Source organism: Alteromonas sp. CNT1-28 (assembly GCF_022348345.1).
In the GTDB taxonomy this organism is placed as follows: Bacteria; Pseudomonadota; Gammaproteobacteria; order Enterobacterales; family Alteromonadaceae; genus Alteromonas; species Alteromonas macleodii.
Map to the genome: position 1 here is coordinate 1 of NZ_JAKREZ010000022.1, position 22,580 is coordinate 22,580.

At 45.3% G+C, this 22,580-nt stretch carries 14 protein-coding genes; 5 read left to right on the top strand and 9 right to left on the bottom strand.

The features are described from left to right. The first annotated feature begins 225 nt into the window (after window positions 1–225). Together MHN02_RS13895 and MHN02_RS13900 are read left to right on the top strand one after the other, a co-directional pair. Window positions 226–444: a DUF2945 domain-containing protein gene (locus MHN02_RS13895; protein ID WP_049587649.1), complete on the top strand. Its 219-nt coding sequence runs from the start codon at window positions 226–228 to the stop codon at window positions 442–444. A gap of 28 nt (window positions 445–472) precedes the next feature. Continuing rightward, window positions 473–1,072, top strand: a complete 600-nt coding sequence (locus tag MHN02_RS13900) for a DNA-3-methyladenine glycosylase (protein WP_239246725.1) — start codon at window positions 473–475, stop codon at window positions 1,070–1,072. Between the two features lie 16 nt (window positions 1,073–1,088). Here the strand turns inward: MHN02_RS13900 and MHN02_RS13905 are convergent, their stop codons facing one another. From MHN02_RS13905 to MHN02_RS13920, 4 genes are all read right to left on the bottom strand, one after another. After that, the gene (locus tag MHN02_RS13905) at window positions 1,089–1,424 is read right to left on the bottom strand and encodes a hypothetical protein (RefSeq protein WP_014979563.1); all 336 of its coding nucleotides are present in this window, start codon (window positions 1,422–1,424) and stop codon (window positions 1,089–1,091) included. Between the two features lie 37 nt (window positions 1,425–1,461). After that, window positions 1,462–1,842: a VOC family protein gene (locus tag MHN02_RS13910; protein WP_131137448.1), complete on the bottom strand. Its 381-nt coding sequence runs from the start codon at window positions 1,840–1,842 to the stop codon at window positions 1,462–1,464. Between the two features lie 39 nt (window positions 1,843–1,881). Continuing rightward, the gene (locus MHN02_RS13915) at window positions 1,882–2,220 is read right to left on the bottom strand and encodes a nuclear transport factor 2 family protein (RefSeq protein WP_239246727.1); all 339 of its coding nucleotides are present in this window, start codon (window positions 2,218–2,220) and stop codon (window positions 1,882–1,884) included. A gap of 85 nt (window positions 2,221–2,305) precedes the next feature. Continuing rightward, on the bottom strand, window positions 2,306–2,926 hold the full coding sequence (locus tag MHN02_RS13920) for a LysE family translocator (protein ID WP_239246729.1): 621 nt from the start codon (window positions 2,924–2,926) through the stop codon (window positions 2,306–2,308). 259 nt (window positions 2,927–3,185) lie between these two features. Here MHN02_RS13920 and MHN02_RS13925 point away from each other — a divergent pair, with 259 nt between their 5' ends. Both MHN02_RS13925 and MHN02_RS13930 read left to right on the top strand, forming a co-directional pair. Next, complete coding sequence (locus MHN02_RS13925) at window positions 3,186–4,613, top strand: PLP-dependent aminotransferase family protein (RefSeq protein WP_239246732.1); 1,428 nt, start codon at window positions 3,186–3,188, stop codon at window positions 4,611–4,613. A gap of 107 nt (window positions 4,614–4,720) precedes the next feature. Beyond that, window positions 4,721–5,128, top strand: coding sequence for a hypothetical protein (locus tag MHN02_RS13930; RefSeq protein WP_014949801.1), 408 nt, complete (start codon window positions 4,721–4,723; stop codon window positions 5,126–5,128). A 55-nt stretch (window positions 5,129–5,183) separates the two neighbouring features. Here MHN02_RS13930 and recD read toward each other — a convergent pair whose 3' ends face one another. The 3 genes from recD to recC are packed head-to-tail and all read right to left on the bottom strand — an operon-like array spanning window position 5,184 to window position 15,028. Further along, window positions 5,184–7,385 (bottom strand): exodeoxyribonuclease V subunit alpha, encoded by a 2,202-nt coding sequence (recD, locus tag MHN02_RS13935; RefSeq protein ID WP_239246735.1) that lies wholly within the window; start codon window positions 7,383–7,385, stop codon window positions 5,184–5,186. Between the two features lie 33 nt (window positions 7,386–7,418). Beyond that, window positions 7,419–11,399, bottom strand: a complete 3,981-nt coding sequence (recB, locus tag MHN02_RS13940; protein WP_239246738.1) for an exodeoxyribonuclease V subunit beta — start codon at window positions 11,397–11,399, stop codon at window positions 7,419–7,421. Then, window positions 11,396–15,028, bottom strand: a complete 3,633-nt coding sequence (gene recC / locus MHN02_RS13945; protein ID WP_239246740.1) for an exodeoxyribonuclease V subunit gamma — start codon at window positions 15,026–15,028, stop codon at window positions 11,396–11,398. Before recC ends, recB begins: the two co-directional genes overlap by 4 nt. A gap of 637 nt (window positions 15,029–15,665) precedes the next feature. On the opposite strand from recC, the gene MHN02_RS13950 reads away from it, so the two are divergent. After that, a complete protein-coding gene (locus MHN02_RS13950) occupies window positions 15,666–16,319 on the top strand; it encodes a dUTP diphosphatase (protein ID WP_110288718.1) in 654 nt (217 codons plus the stop codon). A gap of 159 nt (window positions 16,320–16,478) precedes the next feature. Here the strand turns inward: MHN02_RS13950 and MHN02_RS13955 are convergent, their stop codons facing one another. Next, window positions 16,479–18,158 carry an AMP-binding protein gene (locus MHN02_RS13955; RefSeq protein ID WP_014949806.1) on the bottom strand — a complete coding sequence of 560 codons (1,680 nt, stop codon included), beginning with the start codon at window positions 18,156–18,158 and terminating at the stop codon, window positions 16,479–16,481. A 221-nt stretch (window positions 18,159–18,379) separates the two neighbouring features. Next, window positions 18,380–22,552 carry an EAL domain-containing protein gene (locus MHN02_RS13960; RefSeq protein ID WP_239246742.1) on the bottom strand — a complete coding sequence of 1,391 codons (4,173 nt, stop codon included), beginning with the start codon at window positions 22,550–22,552 and terminating at the stop codon, window positions 18,380–18,382. Window positions 22,553–22,580 lie beyond the last annotated feature (28 nt).

Below are 22,580 nucleotides of genomic sequence, written 5' to 3' on the forward strand. Positions count from 1 at the left end.
AGTGAAAATACTTCAACGAGAAGCCGGATATACGGACGCAAACCATTTTAGTCAAAACAGCATGTTTACTCTTGCAATAATGGGGGAGACCATATACAGGCCCTAGAGTTTCAAACTTTCTTTACTTTTTTACCATCCTTATTTTCCCCCTTTTTGAACTCAGGTCTTATTCTTTTCGTTAAACAACTTAAGTTAATAGTTGATTTAGTGGCTTAGGGAATAATTATGAAACATTATGCGGTAAACACAGAAGTAGAATGGGAATGGGGAAACGGTAGTGCAACGGGAAATATCAGAAAAAAATTTACCAATGATGTAGAACGCACGATTAAGGGTTCGTCAGTAAAACGAGAGGCTAGCGACAGCGACCCAGCATATCTCATTGAACAGGACGACGGTAGCAAAGTGCTAAAATCTCACAGCGAAATTACGAAGTCGTCTTAATTTGTTGATTAGTAAACCTAAACGAAAAATGCAGCGTTCTTTTTTCACTGATAGCGATGTCGTCAATATAGCAAAGACGCTCATTGGTAACGTCCTGTTTAGTAACGTCGACGGCGTACTAACCGGGGGAACGATAACAGAAACGGAAGCCTACCGTGGACATCATGATCTTGCCATGGAGAAACACCTGTTGCGGCGCCCTTCTTCGATAACAACACTTAAAAAGCAAGGCGGCGTTGCTTACATCTACACCATTTATGGTTCTCACAGTATGTTGAATATTGTTACAAATGACGCTGACCACACTGATTCAGTTCTGATCCGAAAAATTAAGCCTACAGAAGGTGTAGACAAAATGCGCGAACGTCGCGGCATGAAGACATCATTGCGTAATCTATGTGACGGTCCAGCTAAGCTGACACAAGCTCTTGCGATAACACCTGCGCTTAATGGTGAGCCTGTGTTAAATAACACTCTGATTTGGATTGAGCAAAGTAACCATGCCATTGCTAGTAAACATATCACTAGTTCGCATCGCATTGGCATAGACTACGCAAAAGACGATCAAACCGGTAAGCTAGGTGCACGGGATGACACAACCTTGCCTTGGCGGTTCACGCTTAAGTAGCGCACCTCAATTGAAACTACTTCGCAAAAGCGAAAGTCAGCTTGCAGTCGATGTATTTGAGCAATTTGTTTACCACCCTTGGCACGGCAATATCACCGTTAGCAATTTTTGATTCAACATAAATATCGCAGTCATCATATTGAATTTGCTGGCGAATAACGTAATCGTTGAGTTCGTCAAACAGGCTTTCTTTTAAAGGCACCATGCCAATGAACGCACCTGAGCCTTTTTCATCTACAAATTCTTCACGCTTACTAAAGTAAGCGCCTTCAATTTCTCGTTTTAGCGTATACGCCTGCATGGCATCTAATTTTGTTAAGCGAAAGTGCACGCTAGTTTGGGAGTCTGTCACTGGTTATCTCGGTTTTTCTTGAAGTTTATCTAAATGGCTACTGCTTTATTTCCACTTTCCAAGGCGGGTTCACTCTATTCTCTCCTGCCCAGTACAGCTTTATTTTGTTGCCAGATGGATCTCTTAAAATGGCCTCTTTCCAAAGGTAGCGCTGCTGCGTTGGCGGCTGCTCAAAACGAATACCTTTTTCCACAAGAGAGGTATACAACTCGTCTAGCGCCTCGTGTTCAAAATAGATCACACTGTGATTTTGAGCACTTTCGCTTTCTAAAGAGACCGAAAATGTGGACGAGCCTTCAGGACACGTGAATCTGGCATAATGCGGTGTATCTACAATTTGAGTGAACCCAAGTGTAAGGTAAAACTCCACCGCTTCGACCATATTGGTAACGGGTAACGTAACTTGGTTCAATTCCATGAAGACTTGCTCCTTGTATTTGTATTGTTTGCGCTAGATTTAATCGTCGCGTCCTAGATAAGCGTGAATAGCTATGATTTTACCGTTTTCATTAAATTTCAAGACATCAACAACGAACAGTGTTTCAGACTTATCCACCACAATTTTGAGCTCACCAGACACCATCTTCTCGTTTACCATAGTAGACAGCACATCTATTTCTATCGAGTCAGCATTCTCAAAGTTCTTACGTGTTTCATCAACGGCTAACCGTTTACCTTTTACAGAAATTTTCCAGTCCCTTAATGCAATGTCATCCGCAAACATATCGGAAACACTGTCTAGGTCCTTTTGTTCATAGGCTCTTAAGTATTGAATAAAGACGTCGACCCACTCCATTTTACGTGTTCCCTTTATCAGTTTTTTAAAAGACACCAGCCAATCGGTTTACACCCAAAAGGCCAGCGTCCAGTTAATATAACCGTTACACTATCAAAAATAACGTGGCTGCTGTGGCCGCGCCCATTGTAAGGTTAAACTGCCGTCTTCGAGTTGGCGAACTCAACCACACGCGTATTTTTGCGCCTACCGCTGCCCAAAGCGAGATGCTTGGAAAACCAATCACGGCAAAAGCGGTAACAATCGCAATACCAGATTGGGTGTAGTGCTCGCCAGGCAGTGAAAACGTGCCTACGCTGGCTAACGCCATCATCCATGCTTTAGGGTTAATTAACTGAAATAATGCCCCTTCCCACCACTTGAGCGGCCCTTGGCGTTTTGTCGACTTAATTTTGTTTTCTACTAGGCCTACTGGCTCATCTACGGCGCCAGTGGCAATTTTGAACGCTAACCATAACAGATATCCCACGCCAAGCACTTTTAGCACACTGTACAGTACGGGAAATATGTTGAACAGCGCACCAATGCCCAGCAGTGTGCTTATCATTAGACCTGCAACACCAATTACAATACCCAGCATGTGCGGCAGCGAACGTTTATAACCGTATTGTGCCCCAGAAGCTAATAGCATCATATTATTCGGGCCAGGCGTTACCGTACTGATGAACGCGAATGTCGCAAGCGCGATGAGTAAAGATGTTTCCATGACAGTCCTTATGTGTTGAGGTGAGCAATGCGTTTCTTTAAAAGAAAGGGGTCGGTTAACCAAACGCTTGTTTTTCACCAACACAATACAATCATATTTTTGTATGCATCATACCCAAATACACTTAAAAACAGCCATACAGTTTAGTCATGGTAACGTCTGTATGGTAGTTATTTCACCAATCTGTATGGTTAAAAGCTCCTGCCAATTAAGATATAGTTATCTGTATGCAGATGACTTCATAAGAATAAATATTGCGATGACGCTTTACGAAACATTAGCCAATGAACTTAAAGCCCAAATCGAGCGTGGTGTTTTTGAGGTGGGGAACAAGTTACCTTCGGTTAGGCAGCTGTCAACGGAGCATAAAGTAAGTATAGCTACCGTGCAGGAAGCATATCGAGTGTTGGAAGCGCAGCAACTGGTAGAGGCAAAACCTAAATCAGGTTATTTTGTCGCCCGTAGTATATTAATAGATAACACCCCTAGCATGACGAAGCCTCCGCAACGCCCTATGGATGTGTCTCAATGGGAAGATGTGCTAGACACTTTGCTGAATACCTTCAATAAAGATCATGACGCTAAAACCCTGTGTCAGTTTCAGCATGCCATGCCCACCATGACTGCCAAAACCCTTAAACCGCTTATAAAACGCCTGCATGAACTTACCAAACATCGAGCCTTGGACGGCATGATATACGGTGACGTAAAAGGTGATGAAACTCTGCGAAAACAGCTAAGCCGATTGGCCGCAGCATCTGGCTGTGTGTTGCAAAGCGACGAATTCATTGTGACTTCTGGCTGCCAGGAAGCCTTATCTGTTTGCCTTCGCGCAGTGGCGAGCGCCGGCGATGTGATAGCGGTAGAATCCCCCGGATTCTACGGTGCTATGCAAGCTATAAAAGGCGCTGAATTAAAAGCGTTAGAGATCCCCACCGACTCTGAAAAAGGACTGAGTTTAGAGGCATTAAAGCTAGCGCTTGATCAATGGCCGATCAAGGCCATTTTAGTCGCCCCAACGGTAAATAACCCTCAAGGATTTGTTATGCCTGAGGCGAAAAAGAAAGCGTTATATGAATTGGCCAGAGAGTACGACGTAGCCATTATAGAGGACGACATTTACGGCGATATTGCCTACGCCTACCCTCGTCCAAAAACCATTAAATCGTTCGATAAAGATGGGCGCGTTTTACTGTGCTCCTCGTTTTCAAAAACGCTAGCGCCTGGTTTTCGCGTGGGTTGGATAGCGCCGGGAAGCTATAGAAATAAAGTGCTCCACGTTAAATATGTCAGTAGCTCTATGTGTCCTACTCTACCCCAATTAGCTATAGCCAGTTTCATTGAGCAAGGCGGTTATGACAAACATATTCGGGCTATGCGTCACCATTACCTAAGTGCACGAGACGCACTACGTTCAGACATTAAGCGTTACTTTCCCGCCGACACCTGTATTAGCTACCCTCAAGGGGGCTATGTGCTTTGGGTAGAGCTAAACAGCCGTTATGACTCCGTGAAGCTGGCTGACGAAGCCAAGCAAAAAGGAATTTATGTCGCGCCAGGGCAGCTATTTTCGGCAACAGGTAAGTATCGACATTGCCTGCGTTTTAATTTTATTGATAGTACGCAGGCTGCGCGCACCGAAGCTATTCAGCGTCTTGGTGAGATGCTTGTTGCACAAGAAGCCTAATTTTTTATACAAAGTGCGTAAACCCAAGGGCAGTTGATCCACATCAACGCAGGCTAGCCGTAAGTCCACCAAAATAAAACCATCCAAACTAACCTGTGAAACTTTGTATGCTTACGTTAGTGAATAATACAGATGCGAATGATGACATTGTGCCTGAAGCACACGGACTATACCGTCTGCATTTAAAGCCTAACACGCAAATGGCGATAGAAAATAAGCCCGTCTTCGGTGCGAATATTACGCTACATAGCAGCGTATTGAGGCACGATAATTTTGTGGCAACGCCAGATAATATATTAGGTTGGCTGGATCACTGCGGTTTGTCACACTTTGCAGTGAAAGCCGAGACCGACAATTCAGAAAGTGAAGACACGTCTGTACTTTTGCCTTCACAGTTTTTAAATGCCGAAGGCGGAATTTTGCGTGTAACTGCCCCCACTCGCATTTATCTAATCAGCAAAACCCCAATTGATATTAACAAACGCGGCCTGTGCCTTTTTACGCCAGTAAAATAACGACCCAGAAATGTACTCTGACCCCAAAATTTTTGGGGTCAGAGTACATTTTCTTTTATTCGACTTCTGTGGTGGCGTTTGATGTGCTCTCTAGTTGCAAGCTTATGGCCTCTGAAAGCCCGGAATAACGCTTATCCACCCGTTGAACCATGTGGCTAAATGTTGCGTTGTCAGAAATTATTAAGCAGCCGTCTTTGGCACGGGTTAACCCGGTGTACACTAGGCCTCGATGAAATAAATTGGCGGCTTTCTCGCTATCAGGCTTAGGTAGAATAAGTACAACATGATTAAACTCAGAGCCCTGAGATTTATGTATGGTCATGGCGTAAACAGTTTCAAACTGCGGTACTCTTGATAGCGATATGCTGCGCAACGCTTGTTTTTGCGCTAGCGCCTTGTCAGCACTGTCTCCCGCATTTGCCGAAGCTTTCTGACTTGAACCGTTTTGACCCGAAGCTTGGCTATCCTGGTAAAACCACGCATATAGCTTTCCTTTGCTGTCAGGCCAGATTACACCAACCTCACCGTTTGATAGTCGTTGAGGATGATGATTCTTGACAATCATAATGGGCTGACCTTGATAGAAATGGCCTTCCCGCTTTCTGATCTTGTGCGTGATAGCATCGAACACCAAATTATTCAGGCCTTCTACGCCCATTCCGCCCTTGCGGACCGGGGTTAGCCACCTAACCACATTCAGGCGATTAAGCGCTTCTTCGGCACTGCCGGCATCAAAAATAGGCGAGAAGCTTTCTTTGGCCAACTGTTGTAAATCACGGCCGCTAACCTGGAGTTCTGGCCATAGGTGAACGCCGGATTGTAGTCGCGATGCCGTATTTGAACCAATACCCGCACTTTCGTTATTGTCGCCAGCCTTATCGCTAATCGCGGTAAGTGCGCCGCTTGCATCACCTCGCTGTATGGCCGTTGCAACTTTTGCCACCTGCCCCTTGAAGCGCTGCGGTGCTTGCAGAGTTGCTACATAGCTTTTTGCCTGCTCATCAACCGGTAACAGGGGCAAATGCGGGCATAGCGTAGCGATGTGCTGACGCATTAACGGTGGCACGCCACCTAAAGAAAGCCCGTCGTCATGACTGTTTAAGCTATTTGAACTATATGCGCTGTTTGTGCCATTTGACACATTCTCGTTTTCGTCAAAACTTGCTGTCTCGGTACTAACTAGCTGCTCTAGCACGTTACCGAGCTCAACCGCTGGAAGCTGATCGGCATCACCGATAAAATAGAGCCGTGCATGGTCTGGCAATGCTCGTACTATACGTGTCATTAGCGCTAAGTCGACCATACTTGCCTCATCGACAATGAGTACATCTGCCGACAACTGGTTGTGTTGATTGAACTTAGTTGATACACCGTGCTCCCGCAATCCTAGTAATCTATGTAGCGTCACAGCATCGGTAGGCACGTTGTTAAGCACTGTGTCGTCCAACTTGCCGCGAAGCCCGTCTATGCTGTTCATGATAGATTCGGTCATACGCTGTTGCGCTTTACCTGTAGGCGCTGCCAGCACAATTTTTAAGTTTTCATCGCAAGCCTGTAGCGCCAGTAATAAGCGCAATACAGTATAGGTTTTACCTGTTCCTGGCCCACCGTTTATAACGCAAAAGCGCTGCATTAGGCTTTTCGCCACCGCTATTTGCTGCCAATCTTGCCGATCGGTTGTTTCGGTAGGAAAGATTGCTGGCCAAAGTTGTTTTACTTTTTCGCTAGCTTCATCGCTTAAGGGCGTAAGCGCCGCTCGTTTTACAACATTTCGTGCGACTTCTTGTTCAAACTCGAAGTAACGACGGCTGTACAGCTTGCCGTTGTTATAAACAAATAGTTGTGCCACCTGCGCGTTAACCAGCGCGCTTTTTACAATTCTAAGTAATTGCGTTAGTTGTGGCACGTCGACACCTGGTTTGGGCGCTTTTTCCTGCTCGGTTTGTTCAACCAGCGTCAGTGAAGCAGCGGCCGCCCCGTTACTGCTATGCTCATTTGTTTCGGCCGCCAAAGCTGCCTCTTGTTCTGCGACTACCTCTTTAAAAAGCGTCGTACCCGCTATGCCTTTAAGATAGATACAGCTGTGGCCATTGCGCTGCATATACGACAAGTATGCTAAGATCCCAGCCCAAATAAACTGTTCTTCTTTTTCCAGTTCATCAATAAAGCCAAATTCTTTTGCGACAAATTTGTCGATAGCTTCGATGCCAAACAAGTTATCAAAAAATGTCGGTACAGAGTGTTGATCGCTTTTCATTATTTTCCTTTGCCTTAGTTCTTTTGACGTGTATTACTCGTCGTCAAAACTAAACTGCTGCTGACCCAAAGACGTTTGTTCCAATGGCTGGTAAGAGCTGTCTGCATTCGAAGAACTATTGCCTTGCTGGGCTTCGTCTTTGCTCGCAAATATCCCGTCTAATCGGTTGAGTACAGACGATGGAATATCAGTATAAAATACCCCTTCCCCGCGCTCGTTTTCTGGGTGCATACCGCGTAGATACAAGTAATACACACCACCAAAATGCATATCTGGGTCGTAGTTAGGCAGCGTATTCTTTAAATAGCGATGTAGCGCCAGGCAGTAAATTAAGTACTGAAGGTCGTAAAGGTGATGCTGGTTGTTATGAAACAGCGCTGTTGGCGTGTAGCTATCTAGAGTATCGCCAAGCCAAGTCGATTTGTAGTCTGCCACATAAAACTGACCGTCATGCTCAAAAATCAAGTCAATAAACCCGTGCATCATTCCCTGTAATTTAGCTGTGATTAATTGAGGCGCTGTTTCCATCTCGCCACCAATAACGTCAGCTACGTTTTGCCTATGGGTAGCGAGTACTTCACGAAGCTGAGTCCATTGCGTGTCGTTCATTGGAAAATAGAATTCGGCTTCGCGCAGGGTTTGCGCTAAGGGCAAATCACTCATACTTAGCTGCATATTGGGATACAGAGGCGTCTGTAGCGCTTCTTCTAACCATTCATAGAGTAGCGGCGTTCGCTTTTCATCTAGCCCGAAGCGGTTAACCAGTTCCTTACCCGTTTCTTCCCAATCGGGCGCACTAAAGTCACTGTGCTCTAGAATATCGTGAAGTAAATTACCTGCGCTCGCACCTTTTTCGAGGGTAAAACGCAGATCATTTTTACTTATCGTACTTTCAATACCTGCCGAGGAATTGATGTCTGCATCAATTGAGCCCATCTCACCCACAAGAGTGTCGCTTGCATACACTTCTTCATCTCGAATGGTTTGAAGTACGGGCACACTAGGAAGGGTTTGACTCAATGGCTCTGTTGATGCGCCGCTCTCTGCTGCTGTGCCTGTTTCAACGCTTTGGTTAGCACCAACCGTGGTTAAACGGCTCATTGCTGAGAATGAATACAGTCGCCATTCTTCGCTTGCCGTGCCAGTAAATTGCAACGCGGTTAGCTGAGGTAACTCATCTTCTTGTTCAAAGCCAGTATACACTTCCTCAAACTCATCACCGTCGATATGGCAGGCATGGGACGCTTCTTCTTCAGCAACACGGTTTAACACACTCGACCAATCGTTGTTGCTGCCGTCGCCACCTACACCAAGAGCGCGTGCTAATGCGCTTCTTTCGTTGTTAGTCAGCGGTACAACGCCCATGTAACAGCGATGGGCAGCTCGTGTTACCGCCACATAGGCCAGTCGCATGTCTTCGGCTTCGCTCTCGCTTTGGACGCGAGCAATGGCCTGTGGCGTCTGCCCAAGCTGCATTTGTAAATCTTGTTTTTCTTCGTCGTAATAAGTAAATATTTGAGACGTAGTGTTGCCGTTTTTAGCGGCGTCTCTGTAGCCGGTGGCAAAAGGAACAAACACGATGGGGTACTCTAGCCCTTTCGAGCCGTGTTGAGTAATAAGTCGAATAAGTTGGCTGTCACTTTCAAGGCGCAAAGTAAGCTCTTCATCGCTTTCAGGCTTATGAATTTGCTTATTCAACCAGTCGAGTAGCTGCTCTGGGCGCTGGTGAGTAGTGCTAGCTTTTTCCAGCACTTCAGCTAGGTGCTGATAGTTAGTAAGGGCGCGTTCCACGCTGTCAGCATGAGGTTGATAACTGTCTTGCATTAAATACAGCAGCACACTCATGCAGCCTTTTTGCAGCCACATATCGCGCAGCGACAATACCTTGTCGATAGCAGCATCCCACTGCGCGTCATCTTCATGGTACAACAGTTCAATAAGTGTTTGGGCACTATACCCCCAAAGCGGTGACGCCAAGCTCGACGCCACTTTACTGGTGTCGTTAGCGTGCCAAATACCGTTAAGAAGCCTCAGTACATCTTTGGCTTCGGCACTGGCAAATAAGTTACTGCGATCGCTTAAATAAACGCATGCCAAACCTTTTTGCTGCAGTACGCTTTTGATAGCGCCAGCTTCGGTTCTGTCTTTCACCAAGATAGCGATATCCTGAGGCTTCACCGGCGCGGTGCCACCATTGGCGGTTTGAAAGTGCGCTTCGTTCAATAAGCGGTAAATCTCTTGCGCAATCCACTGAGCCATTTTGCGACGCATAATGTGGGCGTTTTCTTTGTCGTCCAAACACATGCTAACGTAGTTCATTGCGCTGCGTTTCGTTACAGCACTTTTCATTACACCGCTCTTCATTACAGCACTTTTCATTACAGCACTTTTCATTACATTGTCTTGTTCGGCAGGGTCGATAAGTGGCGTTTTTGCCGCGGCCGCTTTAGGCGTAAATTCGACTGGGTTGTATTTGATATCAAAACCAAACACATCGGCAGGTCTATTTGATGCCACAGACGCGCCATAAAATAACCGATTATAGGCTTTAACCATTCCCTCAACCGAGCGCCAGTTGGTATTCATCACCCAGCGGTAATCTGCCTGCCTACCCGCTTTTAAATAGGTAAAAATATCGCCACCGCGAAAGCGATAAATCGCCTGCTTGGGGTCACCTATCATTAATAACGCACTTTCGTTAGCATTCTCAAGATTAGGATAAACTGCGTCTAAAATCGCGTACTGCTTTGCATCGGTATCTTGGAATTCGTCAATAAGCGCTACGGGAAACTTCTTGCGAAGCTCAGGCACAAGGGTATTGCTCGGCTTCACCACTTCGTCGGCGAGCATGCGAATAAGATCGTCGAAGTCGATAACGCCAAGCTGTTTTTTCTGCTTTTCAACGCGGGATTTGATGAACGAAATAGCTTCAACCACCAGCTTGAATACAGGCACTTTGCCAAGTGCTTTGTCTTTCTCACCAAATGCTTTTTTTAGCGCCCCTGCAAAATCTTTTATAGGCGTTAAGATCTCTTTTACGCCAGAAGAGTTTCGCGCATATCGGTTACCTTTAACAAAGGCTTCCGCTTCCGGCGGCGGAAGATAATAACTTTGTTCATCTACACAAGAACGCAACCAAGCTTTAAGTGCAGCCAACTCCTGTGGCCGTTCTTTTTTATGAGCCGGTGTTTTGATAAGCTGTTCTACCAATAGCCCTTCATTGTCTTCTACGCTTTGAAGTAGAGACTTCACGTGGGCTAAAGACGTATGCGGCGCTTCATCTAGCTGCGTTTTACACGCCGCCTCAATATCCTCTTCACTAAGTAATATTGGGGTCAGAGTACTTTTAATGCTGGCGTTAAACTCTCGCAGCAGTTTTTCGGGTGTATGCCAGCCTGACTCTGCCAGTAGTCTAAATTCGTCCTCACTTTTGCTAATCTTTCGAATGAAGTCTTCGGCAGCTTCAAGATATAAATCGCTGGTGTCATTGCCCAAGTTAAGCGACATGGCAAAGCCACTGTTAAACGCTAACTGGGTGATAACATGCTGACAGAAGCCGTGAATAGTAAACACCGAGGCTTCATCAAGCTCTAGCTGCGCCGCTTTTAATAGGGCCAGACTCTCGTCAATATCACAGTTGTTAAATAAATACTGATAAACCGGGTCACAGCCACTGTCTATTTCATTGCCGTTATCTTTCGCTTGCTGCCAAATAAGTAGAGCTTCTCTTAGTGTTGCCGCAATACGCCCCTTTATTTCCTCGGTCGCGGCTTTGGTGAAAGTCATCACCAATATTTCTTTGACGGTGAGTTTTTTTTCAAGCAATAGACGCAGGTACAAGCGCGTAATATTAAAGGTTTTACCTGTGCCAGCGCTGGCCTCAATAAGATGGCGCCCTTTTAACGGCATAGCGACGACATCGAGCAATTGCGCTTCAGTGCCGCTATGGTTGTCGGTTTGCAACTGAGATTGCTCGTCTATAGGGTTGTCAGAGGATGTAGGGTTGTAACTCATAGCTTCTCCTCCTGAGACGCATTGTTGACCATGGCAAGCATTACAAAAGCACTTAAATACGGCACATCGTTCCAACTCACGCCCTGAGGAAACAGCCAATTTAAGTAAGGGTTGCTTGCCATATCTGCGCTGAATTGCCCGCTACTTTGCTGCCAGTCAGTTAACGCTCGCTGTAACTCTATCGTGTCAAAAAGTGCAGCGGCTTGATCCACCGTCTGTTTCGCTTTTTCGTGTTTTTCACTTGTCGCTTCGCTAGCTACAGCGTTCTCTTTATCAGTGAACGGACACATCTCATCAATTGCCTGTTGAACTTGGCTAAGTATCGCTTTGTCGGTTTCACTAGTCCCGTCCGCACTCTCTAGTAGCGCATGCAGAATGTCGGTAAACATCTCAGGCTTTGTGCTTTCCACTACAGGCTTAGTGTCTGAATTACTGGTTCCGGGCATAAACGTACCGAACAAACTTAAATGGACTGGTGTCGGCGCCGTGTACACTGCCATGTAAAGCTGTTCAATAAACAAAAGCAACCGTACAGCAGTTTCCTTGTCGTAAGCGGAGAAACGCTGCTTTTTCAAAATGGTTTCGCCCTTTTCCCAGGCACACGAATAGATATCCAGCGGATAGTTGCTGTAGCTGGTTTCTTCATCGCTGCTTGAAAAAACTAATTGGGAGATGAAGAAACCCAATGCGCGATGTGCGTCAATCTTGCCTGCACAAAGCTCGACTAGCGCGTCACTGCCTAATAAAGCCGACGAAGTAAAGGTGATGTATTTGCCTTGAAAGTGTGCTTTTTTAGGTTCCGCGTCGTGAGGGCCCATGGCCTGACTTAATGCCAACGCCCCTTCTTTCCACATTTCAACTTCATCTCTCGCAACGGGGTTATTGGGGATATCACCTCTAAGCGACGCAAACGTGATCACTTTTTCACTATAGGAAAGCGGGGTGACATCATTTTTTTCTGGCGCAATGCGCTCCGCGGATGAAAAGATAGCGTCGAGCACCTGGTAGCGCAGTAGCGCATTGGTTTCAAACGGCTCGCTATTTTCAAGTAGCGTAAACGATTGAGACAGATTCACGCCCAGCCGTTGGACAGAGAAATACTCCAGCGGATCTTTGAAAGCTCTCGCAACTTGAATACCTGATAGACGAAGCGATTGCGTTAATAGTGCATCAGGTGATGGCGCTAACGTTGCCGAATTACCATCATCGGTAGATTCATTATCTGCTTCGTCGGTATTTAATTTCGTTTTTTGTAACGCGTCAGCTAACCGTAACCACCCTGTTTCGTAGCTCGGCAAGGTTCCCGTAAAGCCTTCTTCACTGAACGGGTGTAGCGGTGCATTAACGCTGTACTTTGATAAATCCAGTGCGTAACTGTTTGCTAACATATCCATGAACTCAGCCAAGACTAGACTGGGTTGCCGCTCACTGTTATTGGTAACGTCGTTCCCTTGGTAACTTAAATATAAGCTCTCTCTGGTGGAAATAATGGCTTCTAGGAATAAATACCTGTCTTCTAAACGCCGTGAGCGGTCACCAATCTGGCGGCCAGCACCTGCCATTAAATCGAGACCCAGCGGGCTTGATTTTCTGGGAAACTCACTGTCGTTCAGCCCCAAAATGCACACTTTTTTAAACGGAATGCTACGCATGGGCAGCATAGAACACACCGTAACCTGACCGGTCATAAAGTGATTTCCGGCATCTGGCGACGAGAATCGATTGAGTAGCAGGTCGCGAACCTGACGAAGGGTGAGTTCGTGTTCATAACCTGCCTCTTCGCATCGTGCAGCAAGATCGGCAGCAACTTTGGCAACAAGATCCCAACTTTGCTGCTGCTCTTTTGTCGGCATAAAACACGCATCTCTGAGCGATATTAAGGCTTTAGACCACTGCGCCGCCGTCCTTGGGGCTGTTAATACTTGGGCAAACTCACCTAACAGCGCCACAACGTCGATAAGCTTGCCTAGCGTAAGCGCACTTTGTCCTTCAACGTCGGGAATAGTAAGTAAGTCACTAACAATGACTTCACTATCTGGTGCAAGCATGCCCATAAGTAAACGGCGTATTCCCCACCACCAGCTGTAAGTGTCGTCTAGATCAACGCCTTCTGAAACGGCCGTTTTATGGGCGCTATTAAGACCCCAATGAATATGAGCTTGTTTTAGCCATACCACCATTTGCTCTATATCATCTTGTGACACTGAGAAACGCTTTTGCACTGAATCTAACTGCAAATAATCCATAATGTCCGACACACCAAAGCGGCTATCGGGCAGCTGTAACAGCGCCATAAACGCCGCAATCAACGGCTCTGCATCCATTGGGCTTCTATCTGCAATGGTACAAGGAAGCCTAACCTGCCCCCTGCCAGCCAAAGCCTTTGTGCCTATTCTGTGAAATACAGCATCAACAAATGGCGCGTAGTTTTCGATGGCGGGGCACATCACAAGAATATCTGATGGGGTGCGCGTTTTATCTTGAGATAACCAATGTAGTAAGTGGTCGTGTAAAACCTGCACTTCGCGAAGCGCGGAATGGGTGCACATGATAGTAACGCTATCGTCTTTTTCTCTCAAATCATGAGTAAGTGGCTTAGGTTGAGCGGCCTGCAATATATCGTTGTGAATATATTCGAGTAGACTATAACGGTGAACGTTCTCACCACTGTTAGAAGCCTCTTCAAAATCTGGTGAATCAAACGCACTTATCTCAAAGGTATCCAGCTCTGTGAGTAAGTTGAATAGCTCTCTGCCCTGCTTACCTAAGTTGCCAAGCAGCGGGTTTGACTGATCTTCTTCCATCCATTTTTTAAGGCCTTCTAAGCGCAATAGCTTCGCCTGTTCGCTACTGCTTTTCGCTTCACCCCAATAATTAACGCTAGGATTTAAGTGAAATATATGAATATCGATGTGCTGCGCGAGAGCGTCAAAAAACGCGATCAGCTGCGGAGCCATAGTGTTAATGGCAAACACTATGACGCGAGTAGGCAACTTATTCGCTGAATCATTTGGTAAATGGCCAGTTTCTAACGCTCCTAACGCCTCTAGGGTCATTTGATGCAAACGTGCAGGATGCAGCGGTTGCTCTTTGACCAATATGCGCCAAATTTCGCTTTGCCATATCTCCATGTCATCAAATACAGCGCGTTCGTTAGCTTCCCATTTAAACAACCAGTCTGGGCGGTACAACAAGTATTGCTCGTACACGTCGGCCAGAGCGGTAGCAAGCTGAAGGCGCTGTAACCCCTGCTCTTGTTCACTTCCCGCATTTTGCCAATACCGGTTAACTTGTTCGAAGGCTTCTGCGCTCATTAGCGAGCCATCTTGGAGAATATTGTCGATACGCCATGTCAGTACTTCACGACGATAGGGAGATTGCTTGGGTACTTTGTCCTGTCCAAGTACGGTACGTGCGGTATTCCACATAAAGCGTACTGGTAAAGGGTAATCAATATTCATTGCCACGCCGTGTTCTGTGGCAAGCTGCATGCTGACCCAGTGCTGCATTCCCGGGCTTTCAACCAAGATGGTTTCTGGCGTAAATACGCCCATGGGCTGCTGACGTAAAAGCGTGGTGAGAAGAAAACTTAAGTGTTCTAATTTATTAGAGGGATATAGCGCAAGCAATCGAAAAATCCTTTGTAGAACGTGCTTTTAGATACTGTGCAAAGACTGTACAGGTATCGTCGACCTTATAATTTAGTGTATCGCATTGGGCTCAGTAGTTAAGTTATTTCTCCAAAATTTAGATAAGCAAATGTCTTATGATAATAAAACAAATACCGAGGGGCATGGCGAAAACAACCTCCGAATAATTCATTAACGAAGTGATACAAAGATATGGCGGAGCGAAAGAGTACAAAGAAGCATGCGAAGGCGTTTTTCAGACAAAAAAAACCCACACAGACCTCAGGACACGAAAAATCTGTATGGGTAAGGTTTACGGTCTACTCAGTAACAACGTGAATAAGCGTTGCCTGGCACTCATTCACGTTAGCGCTACTGAGCAGCACTGTTAACGCTTTATGTTTTGCAGGTTGAATGCCAACTTTTTAAACCTGAAATATCAACAACTTAAACAAAAATAGAAAACATGACCAATAAGTCATAGTTTTACCGTGGTGCAAGTGCACCACAAGCAAGCAGACATTAAAGAAAGCGCTTTACTCTCGCCGTCCTAAATTTAGCAGTTTCTCCCGAAGCGTCATTCAAGTACAATTTCGCCTTTACGAAACGCAACACAATTTCACGGTCAGGAGCAACAATGTTAACCGCGCAACAACTCGCCACTATGCTTTCTCTTCAGGATAAAATGAACGCCAAAGTAAACCCAGACTGGCTAAATGCTGGTTACGGATACTTACGTGCAGCAATGGTAGAGTCAGTTGAAGCAATTGAGCATCACGGCTGGAAATGGTGGAAAGCACAGCAAAAAGACTTACCACAGCTTCAAATGGAATTGGTGGATATCTGGCACTTTGCACTAAGTGCTTGCATTATTGAATATAAAGGCGATATCGCTGAATCTGCAAAAAGTATTGCTTCTGAATTAGCAAGTGGCAAAACGCTAGTAACCTTCGATGGAAAGGACTACGACGCGTCAAATCTGTCGCTTCTTGATAATTTAGAGCTCATGACGGGCCTTTGCGCCGCCAAACGCTTTAGCGTGCCACTATTCATGTTCATCGTAAGCCAGTGTGAAATGTCAGCTGACGAACTGTATCGTCAGTACGTAGGTAAAAATGTGCTCAATTTTTTCCGCCAAGATAACGGCTACAAAGAAGGCACTTACGTAAAAGTGTGGGAAGGTCGTGAAGACAACGAGCACCTGGTAGAAGTAATGGATGCCCTAGATTTAACGAAGCCAGAGTTTAGCGACTTAGTGTATGAAGGGTTACGCTCTCGCTACCCTTCTTAAAGCGACCATTGCGTTTCGTTTGACGCGATTTAGCGTCGCTGTAGTACTTATAGCCCAACACAGTTTCAACGCTTATTGCGTCTCCTTCCGATAACAAAAAGCTCTGTCATGGACAGAGCTTTTTTAATTATTGCCAAAGCAAAAGACTCAACGACGATTTTACGCGTCAACCCAAACTAATTTGTCGCTATAGCTACCTTGGATAATATCAACAAAGCGGTCTTCTAAAACATGACGCTTTACTTTGAGCGTCGGAGTCAGCAAGTCGTTTTCGATGCTCCATTCGTTTTTCATAATGACAACGCGATCCATAACCTGATGGCTTTCCAGTTTTGCGTTGATGGCTTCGAATGTTTTCTTAAGGCTTGCTTCAATGCCCGCTTTGTCTTTTTTCTGCGCTTCTTCACTAAGCACTAGCAAAGCCACAGGTTGAGGCAAATTAGTCCCCGTTACACACACTTGCTCAACAATAGGGTTTTCCATGAATTTTGCTTCAATCGGCGCTGGCGTAACATACTTACCCTTCGCGGTTTTAAAGATGTCTTTTAAACGACCAGTAATTTTAACGTAGCCATCAGCATCAATTACCCCTTTATCGCCAGTGCGCAGATAACCATCCTCAGTAAAGACTTCAGCCGTTTTTTGTGGTTCCAAGTAGTATTCCAGCATATTGCACGGCGACTTAACTTGAATCTCACCTTCTTCTGACGTGCGAATGTCTACGCCGTCGTATGGCTTGCCGATACAGCCGATTTTATCATGACGGAAAGGTACACTGCCGGTGCCATAAGCACTGTTCTCGGTCATTCCCCACCCCTCAGAAATGTAGATACCAATTTTCGCGAACCATTCAATGACTGCTGGTGCAAGTGGCGCCGAACCGCTTGCCCACAAACGTGCGTTATTAATGCCCAAGCCATCGCGAATTTTCTTCGCAACAATTTTGTTCAAAATTGGAATTTTAAGCAGCGTATCCAGTTTCTTCTGCGGCATTTTCGCTAACACGCCCATCTGAAACTTTGTCCATAAACGCGGTACCGAAATAAATAGCGTTGGCTGACAGTGACCTACATCCCGTTGGAAGGTAGTTAAATCTTCTACAAAGTGAATTTTGCCACCACTGTAGTAGCTTGAAAGCTCGACCAGTACACGCTCTGTAATATGCGCAAGTGGTAAGTAGCTCATTGTGCGATCGTTTTGGTTAATACCCAATTGATCGAGCGAGCGACGCGCTGCCCAACAAGCCGTATTGTAACTGTGCACCACCCCTTTAGGCTGACCAGTACTACCAGACGTATAAATGATTGTCATCAAATCATCCATATCAGGTACAGGCGAGTCTGTTATGGGCGCGATATCCATAAACGCTTTCCACTGTTGCTTAGTAGCAATGTTTGGATAAGGAAAGGCAACCGTTAAATATTCTGAAGGAATAGAGGCAACTTGTTCCGCAGTATTATCTAGTTTTCCAACGAACAATAGCTGTACGTCAGCATGTTTCAATACATACTGGACCGTGTCTGGACCGGCTGTTGAGAAAATAGGTACCGACACGTGACCTGCCATCATAATGCCCAGATCAGCGATAAACCACTCAGCACAGTTTTTTGAAAAGATACCTATACGGCTGCCTTGCGGGAAATCGAATTCACGTAAACGTGCTGCCACTTTTCTGGCTTGTTCGGCGACTTGCTTCCATGTGTAGTCGTGGTATTCACCGTTAATAGGCTGCGTAAGAAATACGTCGTTCCCACGGCTCTGTTCCCAGTGGTACAACATACTTAATGGCGATGTTATTACTTCCGTGGTATTTGCGTTTGCTGTCATGTCTAGCGGCATAAGTCACTCATATGTTGTTATAATGTAGCTCATTTTTACAATGATTTCACAGACTTCTAATAAGCCCTATTTTTTATTGAAAAACAAGCTTTTTAAACAAGCGTTTACATTCTATGCGACGAATAACAAGGCTTTAGAGGCTAAATTTAGTTTTCTTATAGATTTGGCTTTTGAATCTTTATGGTCTTATCTGTTAGAAAAACGCGGTAAATATCGACGTTTTACCACGCTTTAAACAACAGCGGTGCAACTTCCTCGGCGGTACAAGGCTTGGCGTAGAAATAGCCTTGGTGGAAATAACACGCTTTTCCAATCAATTCTTCTGCTTGCGCTTTTGTTTCAACGCCTTCCGCAACACAACTCATATTCAAGTTATTCGCTAACGTAATGGTTGTTGTTACCAGCGCTTCGTTTGCATTACCCGGCGCCATTTCGTTAACGAAGCTCTTGTCGATTTTTAATACCGACAACGGATAACGCTTTAAATAGCTTAAAGACGAGTAACCTGTACCAAAATCGTCAAGGGCTAATACAAAACCTTCTTTCACAAACCGATTAATCTGTCTTAACGCATTGTCACTGTCATCCATCAATACGCCTTCGGTAATCTCGAATCGAAACGCTTCTTTGGGTATATTGAACTCATCAAGCAGGGTTAGCACACCGGTTAAGTCGAATTCGGTTTTGAAGTGAAGTGCAGATAGATTAATAGAGACAAACCCCGTGAAGCCTTGGCTGTACCAGGACGACAAGTCCTCTGCCGCTCTTCGCATTGCCTGTCGTGTAACTTCTATTATGTACTTCAATTCTTCAAGTACCGGAATGAACTGATCGGGGAAAAGAGGCTCGTTATCCAGTTTTCCTCGCAGCAGTAACTCAACCCCAATAGTGGTATTAGTTCTGGCATCTATAATTGGCTGGTAGTGATTGAAGAAGCAGTCATCTGAATAGGCACGTTTTACTTTATTTTCAAGCTGTAAACGCGTTTTGGCACGTTCATTCATGTCTGTCGTAAAGTAGGTAAAGCCGCTTAATGCGTCCTTCTTCGCCGTATACATGGCCACATCAGCCTGCTTGATAAGCTCAGCAGGCTCAGAGGCGTCTTCTGGATAAAACGCCACACCAATACTGCACGAAACACGAAGCACTTCCTCTGCTAACGATATAGGCGTTTCTACTGATTCAATGATTTGTGCCACGAATGAGCTCAAGTCGTCATTGGCATTAACTTCCTCAATAACAATAACGAATTCATCGCCGCCTAATCGCGCAACGGTGCCCGACTCAGCCACAAGGTTTCGCATTCGGTTAGCTACAATGCGCAGCAGTTTGTCACCGTAGTCATGCCCAAGTGAGTCGTTAATACCTTTAAATCTATCTAAGTCAACAAACATCACCGCCACACGATGCTCATGATGACGGGCAAGCCCAATAGCATGCTCCAGTCTGTCTAGCAGCAATGTCCTGTTGACCAAGCCTGTTAAGCCATCGTAGGTCGCGATTTTCAGAAGTTTGCGCTCAGCATTTTTTTGTTCTGTGATGTCGGAAATAACAATCAGGTAATGCTCTGCAGTGTTACTTTCGCCACTTACCGCTGTTATATCAATAAGCACGTCGTAGCGCTTGCCATCAGCACCATCGATCACGGCCTCGTCTTTCCAAAAATCCCCTCCCTGCATTTCCGGTAATTTGCCAGACAGGTGTCTATTCAACGTTGGGTAACGCAAATAAAGTCGTGCCAACTGCTTGGGTAACGGCTCTTTATTATTAAAGCCGAACACGTGTTCAAAAGCTGGGTTCGCGGCAACTAAACGCTTTTCTTTATCAAAAATTAAAACCCAGTCTCGAGTTTGTCTAAAAGCGTCACTGAATAGCGTTACCTGCTGCTGAGCTTTTTGTAGTCTAAACAGTTGGCGTTGACGGGAGAGTAAATATGCTACGAATAAACTTACGATGAGCGCTGCGTAAATAGTATATGCAAGCGGTGAACGCAGAGGCGCATGTGGCATATAAAGCGTAATTTCAGCCGGTAGCACGTTATAGTCGAAACTACCTGGCGTGGGGGCAACAGAAAAAACGTAGTCACCCGGTTCTATGTTGGTAAAGGTTATTTTTGCATCGTCAGTCACGCCTTCTGTAACGACGCGATCACCGTTCAACAGCTTGTAGTAGTACTTTACTTTTCCTATGCCTGACATCGCTAATGACGAAAAATGGATTGTTAACCCATAATCTTCGTAATCGAGATCGAAATGATGTCCACTTAGGTTTTTAAGCGGCTGATTAAGCACCCTATTATCTACGGCAACTTCCGTTATAGCAGTTTGCTTACTCAGCAAACTTCTTCCAACTTCCAAGCTTTCCAATTGCGATGCAGAGAAAACCACAGCGCCGCTCGTCGAACCGTAAGCCAGTCGACCGTCCTTAAGCTTAAGGGAAGCCCCCTGGTTAAACTCAGAAACGCTTAGCTCTCGTCCGTAGATAAAGTTCTTGATTTGGCCGGTAGACGGATCGTAATTGTGTAACCCTTTGTGCGAACTAAACCAGATATTGCCTGCTTCGTCTTTTTGCAGCCCGTAAACAATGTTTGATAATAAAATATTCGATTCATTTAGGTTGTACAACGGCTCAAACGTGTCTGCGTCTATACCAACCAACCCTACGCCACTGTATGCAAGCCACAGCACACCCATATCGTCGATAACCCACGACGATATAGAGCGATCTCGGCCACGCTGTAGCTCTGAGAATCGATAGACCAATTCATGCTGAAACGTCTCTGGGTCGATTAACCACAAACCACCTTCGGTAGCAAAAAATAATCGATCATTGTGGTAATGAGACTGCCCCAAAAAACCCAGTGAAAAATTTATGTCAAAAACACGAGGGTCCAGCTCTAAAGAGGAAATTTCTTTTTCGTCCACGTCATACTTTACAAAACCTTCGTTGCCAATAAAGTACAAATCCCCTTTATCTGAAAGCATCATTCCCGTGCCATACGCATCAAATATGGTGTCATCGCCACCTTTTAATACCTCTGGCCGGTTAGCCTCCCCTGTTTCCATATCAAACAACCGTATTCCGTTGTACGTATTGAGAAACAATTCGCCACTTTGCGTTGGAACAATTTTGTCTACGGCTCCTTCACCGATAATCGCTCTTTCACTTTTTGAATACAGATACTTCTCAGACTTTTTTGTCGTGAAATCATAGTGATTAAGCCCATTTTCTGTACCTATCCAAATTTTATTAGGCTCAGTCTCGGCAAACGACCACACCACATGGCTAGTCAAAACGCTAGCCTCACCTGCTCGTTCATTCTGGATGGCAAAAATATCCGCACTTTTCACACCGAAATACAGCGCGCCAGCATAGACTGAACTTAACCAGAGGTTGTCAGATTCATCTTTGGCAATGGCGATAATTTTTTTGTTTGAAATTTCGGTGAAACCGTTATGCGGTTCTAAGATGTGTTCGTATTCCCAACCACCTGCTTTTTTACTCAGCTGATATAGCCCTTTATTAGTGCCCATCCAAAAAGCGTCGTCTTTGTACTGAACCAACGTCCACACGTTTCTGTCGGATACGACCTGTGTAAAGACATGTTCTTTTTCACCCTGAACCTGCTTGAGAAAGTCTTGTTTCTGAGCAACAAATACGCCCAAAACCGTTGAAATCCACACCCTGTCCTTATCGTCTAAAAGTAGAAACTTTGCATTGGCGTTATCGAGGTTTTCGGGAATATCACCCAGGTAATCAAGTCTACGTAAAGGCTGTTCAAAATTGTTGATATTTTTGACGTACACCCCCGATGTAGTGGCTACCAGTAAGGTGTCTTCAACGGTGATTGCCGCCCGGATGCTTTGGCTGTTACCCAACAGCGGCTCAGGGAGCTTTGCTATTCGCTCAAGGGTTTTAGTTTGCGTGTTAAATTTATGCACTTCTTCTGTCAGTGCAATGATAAGGTGCGTGTCATCTTGCCAATGAAAGGTTTCCGCATGTTGCACAAAACCTTCAAAGTCGTGGTAGTACGTTGGCTCTAATTGCACCACATCTTGAGTGGCTAAATCGAGATAATAAACTCCTCTGCCGTACACGCTAAACCACAACGCTTCAGTACCTTGCAGGGCAAGTCGATAAATGGATGAGTCTATAAGAGAATTGTCTGGACCTGCTACTCGTTTAGTTCTTACTCCATCCCAACGAACCAAACCACCTTCTGTGGCTATCCACACAAAGCCATCTTCGTTTATAACAATGTCGTTGACGATATCTTGCGGAAGGCCATTTTTGGTCGATAAAGACTGAAAGACGGGATTAGACAGTCGCGGTGAGGCCACCGCTTGTAGGCTTACAACTAAAACCAGCAGTAAAAGATAGTTGAAATATCTCATCAAAAATGGGTCGCACGTTTTAAATTTT